Genomic DNA, 13,270 nt, shown 5'->3' on the forward strand with positions numbered 1-13,270 from the left:
AGCGGCTTGACCGGCGAACCGGTCCTTGCCGTGATGGTTTCCGCCTGAACTGCAGCGACCCGCAGCCCACCCGGTCTCCCCCGCACCAACCACTCGTCATGATCTCGCTTCGGTGCAGCGGATGGGGGGAGAATCGCATGGGTGGGGAGTGAGGGGGATAGGTCGGCGCAAGATTCTCGCAACGCCTTGCCCGGCCTCGTGATTGTGGCTCCGCTCACCCCCTCCCATCCTCCCCCGTCAGAGGGGGAGGTGCCGCATCGAGTTTGGAGGACCATCGAGCCAACCTCGGTGGGTGGGCACCATTCGTGCAGGGCCCCCGCTAGACCTGGCTGAGGCCGTAGTCCAGGTCTCTGATCAGGTCGTCCGCGTCCTCGAGACCGATCGACAGCCTGAGCAGCCCCGGCGTGATACCGGATTCCAGCCGCACTTCCTCGGTGAAGCGGGCATGTGTGGTCGTGCCCGGGTGGGTGATCAGCGATTTGGCGTCGCCGAGGTTGTTCGAGATCAGGATCACCGCCAGCGAATCCGACAGCGTGAATGCCGCATCGCGCCCGCCCTTCACGGTGAATGCGACCAGGGTCGAGCCGCTCTTCATCTGGCGCTTCGCCAGCTCATGCTGGGGATGCGACGGATGGAACGGATAGGAGATCTGCTCGATCTTGGGATGGTTGGCGAGGAAGTCGGCTACCTTGGCGGCGCTTTCGGTCATCTGCTTGACGCGGAGAGGCAGCGTTTCGATGCCTTTGAGCAGCACCCAGGCATTGAACGGCGACAGCGATGGGCCGGTCTGACGGAGCAGCGTGTGGACGTCCCCCTCGATCAACGCCTTGCTGCCGAGCACGATCCCACCAAGCGTGCGACCTTGTCCGTCGATGTGCTTGGTCGCCGAGTAGGTGACGAGGTCGGCCCCGAGCTGCAGCGGCTTCTGGAACATGGGCGTGGCGAACACGTTATCGACGATCAGCTTGGCGCCATGCGCCTTGGCGATCTTGGCCACCGCCGCGATATCGACCAGCTCGAGCGTCGGGTTCGTCGGCGTCTCGATGAACACCACCTTGGTGTTCTTCTGCATCGCCCGCTCGAAATTCTCGGGGTCGCGGCCATCGACCAGCGTCGAAGGCACGCCGAACCGTGGCATCAGATCCTCGACCACATAACGGCAGCCGCCGAACAGCGCCCGCGCTGCGACGATATGGTCACCGGCCCGCACTTGGCTCATCACTGCATTGGTGACTGCCGACATGCCGGTGGAAAACGCGCGAGCCGCCTCGGCGCCTTCGAGCAGCGCCATCCGGTCCTGGAACATCTCCATGGTCGGGTTGGAGAAGCGCGAGTAGTTGTGCGCCGGCTTGTTGATCTTGTTGAGGAACAGGTCCTCGGCATATTGCGAGCTCGGGTAGGAGTAACCCGAGTTCATGAAGATCGCTTCCGAGGTCTCGTTGAACTGGCTGCGCTGCGTGCCGCCATGAACGAGCATCGTAGCCGCCGCGCGGCTCTTGGGGTCATTCAGCGGGTTCTTCGATTTCGACATATCTCGCCTCGAAAACAACAAAGCCGGCACGCGTTCGGGCGGCCGGCTCAACGGGTCTCTTTAGCGACTTGTTTTAGGTGGCTGCAATCAGACCGGCCAAATCACCACCATGTGCCTGAGCGTCACCGCAAAGGCGCATAGCGTCGATATACGACCCGAAGGTAGCGTGCGTCAATTCGGCTTGGCGTCAATCGCTGAGGTTGATAGGGGATGTGCCTAGGGTACGGGGTAGACCATTGGATAGCGAGCTTTGGGCCAAGGGCGTGTTTCCCGCCCGTTTCATCGAGCGACTGGCGGCACGCGGCGGCATCGTCAGCGATCGCCCGTTCGACGCTGACCAGGTCCAGCCGGCGAGTCTCGACCTGCGCCTCGGCAAGGTCGCCTACCGCATTCGCTCGAGCTTCTTGCCCGGTCCCGAGCACACCGTCGCCGAGCGCATCGAGACACTGAAGCTGCACGAGCTCGACCTGACCAACAGCGCCGTGCTCGAGCGCGGCTGCGTCTACCTGGTTCCGCTGCAGGAAAGCCTCAGCCTCCCCGACACCGTCTCCGCCGGCGCCAACCCCAAGAGCTCCACCGGTCGGCTCGACGTGTTCACCCGCGTCATCGGCGACCATGCTCGCGGCTTCGACACGCTGCCGCACGGCTACAAGGGCCCGCTCTATCTCGAGATCAGCCCGCGCACCTTCCCGGTCCGCGTACGCACCGGCTCGCGCCTGAGCCAGATGCGGTTCCGCGTCGGCGACAGCCGGCTGACCGTGTTCGAGCACAAGTCGCTGCACAATGTCGAAACCCTGGTGTTCGACGCCAATGCTGAAGTCGGAGAGGGCGTGCTGCTGTCGATCGACCTGAAGGGCGAGGATCGTAACGGCCTCATCGGCTTCCGCTCGAAGCGCCATACGCCGGTCATCGACATGGACATCAAGGACAACCTCGATGTGCTCGATTACTGGGAGCCGCTGGTCAAGCGCGGCACCGACGAGTTCATCCTCGATCCCGATGAGTTCTACATCCTCGTGAGCCGCGAGAGCGTCCACGTGCCGCCCGCCTATGCCGCCGAGATGGTGCCGTTCGATCCGCTGGTCGGCGAGTTCCGCGTCCATTATGCCGGCTTCTTCGACCCTGGCTTCGGCCACTCCGCTGCCGGCGGCACCGGCAGCCGCGCCGTGCTCGAAGTCCGCAGCCGCGAAGTGCCGTTCCTGCTCGGCCACGGCCAGACCATCGGGCGGCTGATCTACGAGCGCCTCGCCGAGTCGCCCGACAGGCTCTACGGCACCGGCCTCGGCTCGAACTACCAGGCCCAGACGCTGAAGCTGAGCAAGCACTTCAAGCCCTTCGCGCTCTAGCGCAGGCGCATCGGCTTGCCGGGCGGCAACTCGGTGTCGTCGATGAAGCAGTAGCGCCAGTTCTCGCCGATCTCGTAGGACTGGATCACCGGGTGACCGGTGGCGTGGAAGTGGCGGCGGGCGTGGCGGTTCGGCGATTCGTCGCAGCAGCCGACATGACCGCAGACGAGGCACACCCGCAGGTGCACCCAGCCGTCGCCGCGCGCGACGCATTCGGGGCAGCTGTCGCGGGAGCTCGGCACGATGTCGCGGATCAGGCTGGCGTGAGCGCAGCCCCAGCTTTCATCGACACTGTCACTCATCGTGGGCCGGCTCCGTCACTGCCGGGCGGCTGAGCCGTAGCGGCAGCACGATGCGGAACTCCGTCCGCCCAGGCCGCGAAACGTAGCTGATGCGGCCGTGGTGGCGGTTGACCACGATGTTATGTGCGATGTGGAGGCCCAGCCCAGTGCCGACGCCCTGCGCCTTGGTGGTGAAGAACGGCTCGAAGATGCGCCGCCCGACGTCGTCGGGGATGCCCGGTCCGCTATCGGCGATAAGCACTTCGACCTCCTCGCCCAGCCGCTTGGCGCCCACCTCCAGCCGGCCCTCGCCGCCCATCGCCTGCACCGCGTTGTCGATGAGGTTGGTCCACACCTGGTTGAGCTCGCCGGCATAGGCCTCGATGCGGGGCAGGGCCGGCTCGTACATCCTCGTGACCGCAACGCCGTGCTTCAGCTTGTGGTTGAGGATCATCAGCGTGTCGTCGAGGCTCATGGCGAGGTCGACGTCCTGCACCGGCGCCTGGTCGAGATAGGCGTAGGATTTCACCGAGCGCACGATGCCGGAAATGGCCTTCGATGCAACTTCGATCTCCTCCATCAGCAGTTGTGCGGCGAGGCCCGACCCCAGCCATTGCAGCACCGGGGCCGCATGCGGCTGGGTGAAGGTGGCGAGCAGCGGCTCCAGTCGCTCGACCGACCAGCCATAGGCCGCCATCGCCGGCGCGATCTCCCAGGCGTCGGCGATACCAAGCGCCTCGAGCCGGTGGCTGAGCCGGGACTCCTGCTTCCGCGCTTCCGCGTCCGAACAGCGGGTCGCGCGGCAATCGGCGATGCTCCCCTCGAGCTCGACCAGCCCCTGCCGTTCTTCCGGCGTCATCTCCAGCATGGAGAGCTCGACCGTGCGGCGGCGCCAGGCCTCGAACGCCTCGCTGAGATATCCGGTCGAGCGCTGGATGGCGGCCGCTGGATTGTTGAGTTCGTGCGCCAGCCCGGCGGCAAGCGTGCCGAGTGCGGCGAGCTTGTCCGACTGCACCAGGGAGGCCTCGGTGCTCCGCAGCCGCGACGTGACGGTGCGCAGCAGCGTCGCCGCCGCCTCGGGCCGGCGCGCCAGGAGCTGGCGGAAAGCCTCCTGGCCGATGGCCAAGAGTTCGCTCGGCTCGGTGGCGCGCACCGATGCCGTGCGCGGCGCCTGTTCGAGCAGCGACATCTCCCCCAGGAACTCTCCTGGTCCACGCGTCGCCAGGGTAACGTCGTGTTCGCCCTCGCGCTTGGTCACCTCCACGGCGCCCTTGAGGATGATGAACAGCGTGTCCCCATACGCGCCTTCCTCGATGAACACCTCACCGGGCCCCACGCCGACGCGGTGCCCCGCGTTCCAAAGTTCGCCCGCTTCCGCGTCGGTCAGCTCCGCGAATAGTGGCACCTGCCGGATCAGGTCGTTGGAACGCTCCGCGGTGGCGGCATCGGCGGGCATCGGTCAGCCGCCTTTCGGTCGCTGCGCCGGGGCAGGGCCGCGCAGATGCTGGTGCACGAAGGTCACCGCCATGGCGCCTTCGCCGACCGCCGAAGCGATGCGCTTGGTCGATTGCCGCCGCACGTCGCCGGCGACGAAGATGCCGGGCACGCTGGTCTCGAGCCAGAACGGTTCGCGCTCCGCCAGCCAGCCATTCGGCTTGCGGCCGGGTTCGCGCATCAGGTCCGCTCCGGAGAGGATGAAGCCCTGCTGGTCGAGCTGCAGCTTGTCCTTCAGCCAGTCGGTGCGCGGCGAGGCGCCGATGAACACGAATACGGCCCGCGCCGGCACCTCGGTCACCGCGCCGCTCGCACTATCGAGGACGGCCACTGCCTCGAGGCTCTCCTCTCCGATCAGCGCGTTGATCGAGGCGCCGGTCTGCACCGCCACGTTCTCGGCCTCGTCGATGCGCTCGACCAGGTATTGCGACATGCTCTCGGCCAGCGATTTGCCGCGCACCAGCAGCGTCACCGACCGGGCGTAGCGCGCGAGGTGCAGCGCCGCCTGGCCGGCGGAGTTGCCGGCCCCGACCACGAACACGTCCTGGTCCTTCACCCCCATCGCCTCAGTCATCGCCGCGCCATAGTAGAGCCCCGCGCCCGAGAGGCGCTCCGCGCCCGGGACGTCCAGCAGTCGGTACGAGACGCCGGTCGCGACAATCAGCGCCTGTGCGGCGACCTTGCTGCCGTCGCTCAGCGTCAGGATGTGGTAGCCGTCCTGCGTTTCGAGGTTGACCGCCTCCACCGGGGTCAGGATTTCCGCCCCGAAGCGCCGGGCCTGTTGCACCCCGCGACGCGTCAGGTCGGCGCCGCTGAGCCCGACCGGAAAGCCTAGATAGTTCTCGATCCGCGAACTGGTGCCCGCCTGGCCCCCCGGCGCCTCGCGCTCGATCAACAGTGTCCGCAACCCTTCCGACGCGCCATACACGGCTGCCGCCAACCCAGCCGGCCCGGTGCCGACTACCACCAGATCGTACGTCTCGGACACCGCATGGGTGTGCAGCCCGACCTTCTCGGCAAGTGCGGCGATGGTCGGCCGCGACAGCGCTGTGCCGTCTGCGAGGATCACCAGCGGCAAAGGCTCCGCCGCGGCGCCCGCGAGTTCGCGCAGCGTCGTCGCTTCCGCGTCGGTCTCGATATCGAGCCAGCGATAGGGGATAAGGTTGCGGGCAAGGAAATCGCGCACCCGGTGTCCGTCCGCCAGCCAGCGGTGGCCCACCACGCGCACCCCCTCGAACACCGGCTGGTAGTTGGCGCGCCAGTCGTCGAGCAGGTCGTCGAGCACGGGATAGAGCTGATCCTCCGGCGGGTGCCACGGTTTCATCAGGTAGTGGTCAAGCTTCACCTCGTTGATGGCCTTGATCGCCGCGTCGGTGTCGGCATAGGCGGTGAGCAGCACTCGCCGCGCGTCGGGGTAGAGCTCCATCGCCTTGGCGAGGAACTCGACGCCGCTCATTTCCGGCATCCGCTGGTCGGCCACGAACAGCGCCACCACCCGGTTGGCGAGCTTCAGTTCGCCGAGCAACTCCATCGCCTCGGCCCCGGATGCGGCGCGCTCCACGTCATAGGTCGCGGCGTAGTGCCGCCGCAGGTCACGCGTCACCGCGGCGAGAACCGAAGGCTCGTCGTCGACTGCAAGGATCACCGGTTTTTCCATCGGCTACGCCTGCATGACGTGCGGCTGGGGCGCAGTGGGCGGTGGTAGCCGGATCTCGTCGCGCAGGCTCGCCGCCTCTTCGCGTGCCTCCGCTGCTGCAGCTTGGTCGTGCAGCGCCTCGGCGATGTCGCCGAGAACGCTCAGCGCGTTGGCGAGGTAAGGTTTGAGATCCATGCGGCGGAAATAGACGATCGCGGCGTCGATCGCCTCGCGCGCCTCTTGCGGCCGGTCGAGCCGCAGCAGCGCCCGGCCGAACGGCATGGCGAGGGCCGCCACGACGAAATCGTCGTCGGTCAACCGGGCATTGTCGATCGCGTTGCGGATCTTGTCGACGGACTCCGCTGAACTGCCCTTCTCGAACTCGGCCTCGGCGACGCCGGCGCGGATCAGGTTGATGTAGTAGTCCATGCCCACGGCGTCGGCGATCTTCAGCGAGCGGCGGAACTGCGTCAGCGCATCGTCGATCCGGTGCTTGTCGAGTTCGCCGCGGCCGACCCCGAAATAGCCGGCGCAGGCGCATTCGAGCCCGTTGGCCGACATCGCCAGGTCCGCCCCGATCTTGGCGTGCTCGAGCCCCTTCTCGACCTCGCCCATGTCGTAGTAGGCCATGCTTGCGCCGATATGGACGTCCGCCCGCTTCACCGGCGAGCCGATAGTCGACACCATCGCCAGCGCCTCGTCGATCAGTGCGTTGGCTTCGTCGAACTCTCCCAGCCGCGCCAGCGCCATCGCCCGATAGGTGAGAGCGTGGCCCAGCACGTCCGGCGCATCCTGCTTGCGCGCCATGTCGATCACCTCGGCAAGCTTCTCCTCGCCCGACCGGGCGTCGCGCTCGACCAGCGACCACGTGGCGATGAACAGCGGCAACAGCAGCACCTGGTCGTCGCCGGTCTCCGCTGCCAGGTCCTGTGCCTCCTGCAGGTACGGAAAGCCCTTGGACGGGAAGCCCGTGACCATGTGGACGTTGCCGTTCCAGGCCAGCGCCAGTCCCAGCCGCCGCTTGTCGCCCAGTTCCCGGGCGATCTGCACGGCCTGTTCGATCTTTTCCAGCACCCCCTCGAACTGGCCGCGCCGATTGCGCACCCAGGCCCATTCGAGGATCGCGTCGACGATGTCGGCCGGCATGGCGCCCGGCATCTTTTCGAGCGTGGCGAGAATCCGGTCGCGATGCTCCAGCTCCTCTCGCACGGCATATAGGCGCCGGGCTGTTTCCGCGGCGATCCGCGCGTATTTCAGCGTTCGCTCGAGATCGCCCGCCTCTTCGAAATGGTGCGCCAGCATCGCGGCGAACTCATCGCGCCGCTCGGCAAACAGCAATTCCAGCGCGCCGCCGCAGCGCGCGTGCAGGTCCTTCCGGCGCGACCGCAACAGCAGATCGTAGGCCGCCTCGCAGGTCAGCGCGTGCTTGAAGATGTACTCCCGCTCGGGCTCGCGCGCCTTCTCGCGCACCAGTTGCTCGTAGGAGAGGGTGGCGAGGTGCGGCTCGACATGCTCGATCCGCTCCGCTTCCGGACCGCCATGCAGCACCGTCTCCAGCACCCGGTGCTGGAACACCCTGCCGATCACCGCCGCTGTCTGCGCCACCCGCTTGGTGGCATCGGGCAGCCGGTCGATGCGCGAGCTGAGCACACCCGCGAGCGTGTCCGGGATCGTCGCCTCGAGGATCGCCCGCGTCGCCCGCCAGTGCTCGCCCTCGTGCACCACCTGACCGCCGTCGATCAGCGAGCGCAGCACCTCCTCGAGATAGAAGGGGTTCCCCTCCGACCGCTCGAGGATCTGCAGCCGGATGCTCTCCGGAAGGTCTTCGATATGGAGGAGGTTCCCCAGCAGTTCGCCCGACGCCGAGGCATCGAGCGGTTCGAGGTCGATGCGCGCAAAGCTCGAGCCCAGGCTCCCCTGCAGCCGGTCGACCAATTGCCAGCTCGCCGCCTTTCGGTCGGGCCGGAGGATGACGACGAGCAGCATCGGCTCGAACGCGGTGAGCGTTGCCACCTGCGCGATCAGTTCCAGCGTCGCGCTGTCCGACCAGTGGAGGTCGTCCAGCACCATGATGTAGGGGTGCATGCCGCCATCGGCGCGCATCACCGTTTTGATGGCGTTGACGATCGCCGCGGCCACCCCGTTCACCACCTGGTCGCCACTCATCGCCGAGAGTGCGATACGGCTCGCCTCGCTTTCGACCGCCAGCATGGTCTCGTAGAACGGCACATCGCTCTGCCGGAGCCCCAGTCGCTCGGCCCAGCCGGCGATCTTCTCGCGCACCTTGGGCGCCGCATCCATGTCGTCCGCGCCAACGATCTGACGACCCAGCTGTCGCCAAGGGTAATAGGGGATCGACTGCCCGTAGGAGATCGCGCGGGTTTCGCGCCAGATCGGCTGCGGCTCGGGCTTGGCGTCACGCAAATGCCTGAGCTCGGCGATGAGCCGCGATTTGCCGAGCCCCGCCTCGCCCAGCACTGCGACGACCCCGCCGATGCCCCTGTCCAGGTCATCCAGCTTGTCCTTGAGCAACCCGAGCTCGTGCTCGCGTCCCACCAGCGGTGAGCTCAGGCCCTCGAGCCCGCGCGTCGGCCCCGGCGCTGCCTTTACGCCCGTTACCTCGAAGCTCTCGACCGCCGCGGTCTTCCCCTTCATCTCGATCAGCCCGCGCGGACGGAAATCGAACAGAGCATGCACCAGCTTGTGCGTATCGACGCTGATCAGCACCGTGCCCGGCTCGGCTGCCGATTGCAGGCGCGCCGCGACATTCGCCGCGTCGCCCAGCGCCGTGTACTCGGTCTTGATCGCATCGCCGACAAAGGCCAGCACCGCCATGCCGGTATTGATCCCGACGCGCAGGTCGAAGTCGATGCCGTAGCGCTGCTTGATCCCCTCCGCGTAGCTCATCGCCGCATTCTGGATTTCGAGCCCGGCCCGCACGGCGCGCTCGGCATCGTCCTCATGCGCAACGGGAGCGCCGAACAGCGCCAGCACGGCATCGCCCATCAGTCGCGAGACCGTGCCGCCATAGCGCGAGACCGCCGCGTTCATGAAGCCGAAGGCGCCGTTCATGATCTGCGCCCAGTCTTCCGGGTCGAGCTGTTCGGCGATCGAAGTCGAGCGCGCCACGTCGGCGAACAACACTGTCGCAAAGCGGCGCTCGCCTTCAATCGGCCGCGCCGCCTCCAGGGGGGATCCACAGTTGCTGCAGAAGCGTGCGCCTTCGGGATTACCGAATCCGCATTTCGAGCAAGTCAGCATTGCCATCTCGTTTCGGGCTCGAGATGTGTCACAGCGGCCGGAATTCTCGAGCGCAACCGGCCGAGATACTTGCGAGCATGATGCTAGCGCTCAACACCGGGCGGCACAAGCGGTGCGGGAATTCGCCGCAATTGACAAGACCGTGTTCGGGTGTATCGTTGCAGGCTAAGTATCGGTGGCTAAAGCAAATATGCCGCCGAATCGCGCTGACGTCTGACTATTCGGGCTATATTCGGTCCTGCGGAATGCAGGGCGTGTGGCCGGAGACGGACAAGACACACGCCGCCGCATCTCTCGGTACATGGCCCGGACGCATGGGTTGTTGCCTTCTGTTTCATCGACGACCCAACCGGGTGAGGATGAACAAGAGATGGTCATAGCAGTCGTTCTCGTCCTGATCGTCGTCGGCTCGGTGGTGTTCCACTTCCTGAGCCCCTGGTGGTGGACGCCGATCGCCTCGAACTGGGGCTACATCGACAACACCATCATCATCACCTTCTGGATCACCGGCGCAGTGTTCGCCGCCGTCGTTCTGTTCGTTGCCTACTGTGTCTGGCGCTTCCGCCACAAGGAAGGGCAGAAGGCCGATTACGAACCCGAGAACAAGCGGCTCGAGAACTGGCTGATGGGCCTGACCGCAGTCGGCGTCGCGGCCATGCTGATCCCCGGCCTCTTCGTTTGGGGCCAGTTCATCAGCGTGCCCAAGGACGCCACCGAGGCCGAGGTGATGGGCGCACAATGGCAGTGGGCCTATCGGCTGCCGGGTGCGGACGGCAAGCTGGGGCTTTCCGATACCCGCCTGGTCGCCGCCGACAATCCCTATGGCATCAAGCCCGACGACCCCAACGGGCAGGACGACGTGCTGATCGAGGCCGACTACCTGCATCTGCCGATCGACAAGCCGGTGAAGATCCTGCTGCGCTCGGTCGATACCCTGCACGATTTCTACGTCGCCGAGTTCCGCTCCAAGATGGACATGATCCCCGGCGCCGTCACCTATTTCTGGTTCACCCCCACCCGAACCGGCCAGTTCGAAGTGCTCTGCGCCGAGCTCTGCGGCACGGGCCATCCCTACATGCGCGGCGGCGTGGTGGTCGACACCCAGGAAGACTACGACGCCTGGCTCGCCGGCCAGCAGACCTACGCCCAACTTTACGCTCCGGAGGTGCTCAAGACGGCCAATCTAGACTAAGGCCGCCGGCCTCCCGGGCGTTCCCCACATCAGACAAGTGCGAGGAGGCACTCTGATGGTCGACGCCACTCACGGGCCCGATGCCCACGCTGCCGAGTTTCCGGATGTCGAACTCTATCATCCGCGAAGCTGGTGGACGAAGTACGTCTTCTCGCAGGACGCCAAGATCATCGCGATCCAGTATGCGAGCACCGCGCTGGCCATCGGCATGCTGGCGCTGGTGCTGTCGTGGCTGATGCGGATGCAGCTGGCCTTCCCCGGCTTCCTCGAGTTCATCGACGCCGCGGCCTACTACCAGTTCATCACGATGCACGGCATGATCATGGTGATCTACCTGATCACCGCGCTGTTCCTCGGCGGCTTCGGCAACTACCTGATCCCGCTGATGCTGGGCGCCAGGGACATGGTGTTCCCCTACGTCAACATGCTGAGCTACTGGACCTACCTGCTCGCGGTGCTGGTGCTGGTGGCCAGCTGGTTCGCCCCCGGCGGACCGACCGGGGCAGGCTGGACGCTCTATCCACCGCAGGCAATCCTCTCCAACACGCCGGGGCAGGAGGCGGGCATCGTCCTGATGCTGGTGTCGCTCATCCTGTTCGTCATCGGCTTCACCATGGGTGGGCTCAACTACATCGTCACGGTGCTGCAGGGCCGCACGCGTGGCATGACGCTGATGCGCATGCCGCTGACGGTCTGGGGCATTTTCGTCGCCACCGTGATGGCCATGCTGGCCTTCCCGGCGCTGTTCGTCGCCTGCGTGATGATGCTGTTCGACAAGCTGCTCGGCACCAGCTTCTTCATGCCCGCGCTGGTCGAGATGGGCGCGCTGCTGCCGCACAATGGCGGCAGTCCGATCCTCTTCCAGCACCTGTTCTGGTTCTTCGGCCATCCCGAGGTCTACATCGTGGCGCTGCCCGCCTTCGGCATCGTCTCCGACCTGATCAGCACCCATGCGCGCAAGAACATCTTCGGCTATCGCATGATGGTCTGGGCCATCGTCATCATCGGTGCGCTGAGCTTCGTGGTCTGGGCCCACCACATGTATGTGAGCGGCATGAACCCCTATTTCGGGTTCTTCTTCGCCATCACCACGCTGATCATCGCGGTGCCCACCGCCATCAAGGTCTACAACTGGGTGCTGACCCTGTGGCGCGGTGACATCCACCTCAATCCGCCCATGCTGTTCGCGCTGGCCTTCATCGTCACCTTCGTCAATGGCGGGCTCACCGGGCTGTTCCTCGGCAACGTGGTGGTCGATGTGCCGCTGTCGGACACTATGTTCGTCGTGGCGCACTTCCACATGGTGATGGGCGTCGCGCCGATCCTCGTGATCTTTGGCGCCATCTACCACTGGTACCCCAAGATCACCGGCCGCATGCTCGACGACACGCTGGCCAAGCTCCATTTCTGGGTCACCTTCCTCGGCGCCTACCTGATCTTCTTCCCCATGCACTATCTGGGCATCATGGGCGTGCCGCGGCGCTACTTCGAGTCGGGCGACATCTCGTTCCAGCCGCCATCGGCGCACGATCTCAACGTCTTCATCACAGTGATGGCGCTGATCGTCGGGGCGGCGCAGCTGGTGTTCGTCTTCAACCTGATCTGGTCGATCCGGCACGGCAAACCCGCCGGCAGCAACCCCTGGCGGGCCACGACACTCGAGTGGCAGACGGCCGAGACACCTCCGACCCACGGTAATTTCGGGCGCGAACTGCCTGTCGTCTATCGCTGGGCCTATGACTACAGCGTGCCGGACGCGCCCGAGGATTTCATCCCGCAGAACCAGCCCGGCCCGACGCCCGCGCATCACGAGGGCAACAAATGACCGTGGTCATCATGCTGTTCGCGGGGTTTGCCGCGTTCGCCGGCTGGTGGCTGGCGCGGCAGCGGCTCACCGCCAAACCCTGGCTGGAGCATGGCGTCCTCGAAGGCGTGCCCGATTTTGAGGCCTCGCACGATCCGGCCAAGCGCGCCGGCCTCGGCTTCTTCCTCGCGATCGTGGGCTCGCTGTTCGCACTGCTGACTGGCGCTTACTTCATGCGCCGCGAGCTCGGCGACTGGCAGCCGCTGCCGGTGCCGGGCATCCTGTGGTTCAACACCGGGGCGCTGGTGCTGTCGAGCCTCGCGCTCGAATGGTGCCAGCGGGCGGTGCGTCGCGGCGATCAGTCTCAGCTTCGCACTGGACTCGCCGTGGCGGCGGCCTTTGCCGTGCTCTTCCTCGGTGGCCAGCTCATTGCGTGGCAGGAGCTTTCCGCCGCCGGCTACTACGTGTCCGGCAACCCCGCCAATAGCTTCTTCTACCTCGTCACCGGCCTCCACGGCCTCCACATCGTCGGCGGGCTGGTGGCGCTTGGCTGGGCCACGTTCAAGGCCTGGGGCAGGGGCCCCATCGCCAGCGTTCGCCTCAACGTCGAACTCTGCGCCACCTACTGGCTGTTCATGCTGTTCGTCTGGATGGTGCTGTTCAGCCTGCTGGCCGGTTGGGCCAGCGATTTCATCGAACTATGCCGCCAGCTGCTGAGCTGATCG

Annotated in this window: 9 protein-coding genes, 1 pseudogene and 1 riboswitch; of the genes and pseudogenes, 4 read left to right on the forward strand and 6 right to left on the reverse strand. The window is 66.0% G+C overall.

The genetic code is table 11. The features are described from left to right. Positions 1-319: 319 nt before the first annotated feature. A complete protein-coding gene (metZ, locus tag AC1DWU_RS12715; protein WP_477150359.1) occupies positions 320-1,531 on the reverse strand; it encodes an O-succinylhomoserine sulfhydrylase in 1,212 nt (403 codons plus the stop codon). Positions 1,532-1,570: 39 nt separating this feature from the next. After that, positions 1,571-1,649: riboswitch (SAM riboswitch) on the reverse strand. 118 nt (positions 1,650-1,767) lie between these two features. On the opposite strand from metZ, the gene AC1DWU_RS12720 reads away from it, so the two are divergent. Then, positions 1,768-2,877: a 2'-deoxycytidine 5'-triphosphate deaminase gene (locus AC1DWU_RS12720; RefSeq protein ID WP_477150360.1), complete on the forward strand. Its 1,110-nt coding sequence runs from the start codon at positions 1,768-1,770 to the stop codon at positions 2,875-2,877. Here the strand turns inward: AC1DWU_RS12720 and AC1DWU_RS12725 are convergent. The 5 genes and pseudogenes from AC1DWU_RS12725 to AC1DWU_RS12745 form a co-directional block, all read right to left on the reverse strand. Beyond that, entirely contained in the window at positions 2,874-3,179 is a 306-nt protein-coding gene (locus tag AC1DWU_RS12725) for a UBP-type zinc finger domain-containing protein (protein ID WP_477150361.1), read from the reverse strand. The genes AC1DWU_RS12720 and AC1DWU_RS12725 overlap by 4 nt on opposite strands. Then, a complete protein-coding gene (locus tag AC1DWU_RS12730; RefSeq protein WP_477150362.1) occupies positions 3,172-4,614 on the reverse strand; it encodes a sensor histidine kinase in 1,443 nt (480 codons plus the stop codon). Before AC1DWU_RS12730 ends, AC1DWU_RS12725 begins: the two co-directional genes overlap by 8 nt. 3 nt (positions 4,615-4,617) lie before the next feature. Then, positions 4,618-6,309, reverse strand: a complete 1,692-nt coding sequence (locus tag AC1DWU_RS12735) for an FAD-dependent oxidoreductase (RefSeq protein WP_477150363.1) — start codon at positions 6,307-6,309, stop codon at positions 4,618-4,620. 3 nt (positions 6,310-6,312) lie between these two features. Further along, a complete protein-coding gene (locus tag AC1DWU_RS12740; RefSeq protein ID WP_477150601.1) occupies positions 6,313-9,429 on the reverse strand; it encodes an ATP-binding protein in 3,117 nt (1,038 codons plus the stop codon). 51 nt (positions 9,430-9,480) lie between these two features. Further along, a pseudogene (locus tag AC1DWU_RS12745) lies at positions 9,481-9,555 on the reverse strand (zinc-ribbon domain-containing protein); the annotation flags it as partial. A 364-nt stretch (positions 9,556-9,919) separates the two neighbouring features. Here AC1DWU_RS12745 and AC1DWU_RS12750 point away from each other — a divergent pair. The 3 genes from AC1DWU_RS12750 to AC1DWU_RS12760 are packed head-to-tail and all read left to right on the forward strand — an operon-like array spanning position 9,920 to position 13,267. Then, positions 9,920-10,741, forward strand: a complete 822-nt coding sequence (locus AC1DWU_RS12750) for a cytochrome c oxidase subunit II (RefSeq protein WP_477150364.1) — start codon at positions 9,920-9,922, stop codon at positions 10,739-10,741. Positions 10,742-10,796: 55 nt separating this feature from the next. Further along, the gene (locus AC1DWU_RS12755; protein WP_477150365.1) at positions 10,797-12,566 is read left to right on the forward strand and encodes a cytochrome c oxidase subunit I; all 1,770 of its coding nucleotides are present in this window, start codon (positions 10,797-10,799) and stop codon (positions 12,564-12,566) included. After that, positions 12,563-13,267, forward strand: a complete 705-nt coding sequence (locus tag AC1DWU_RS12760; RefSeq protein WP_477150366.1) for a cytochrome c oxidase subunit 3 — start codon at positions 12,563-12,565, stop codon at positions 13,265-13,267. Before AC1DWU_RS12755 ends, AC1DWU_RS12760 begins: the two co-directional genes overlap by 4 nt. Positions 13,268-13,270: the final 3 nt, after the last annotated feature.

The organism is Devosia sp. P2_G7, assembly GCF_056403495.1.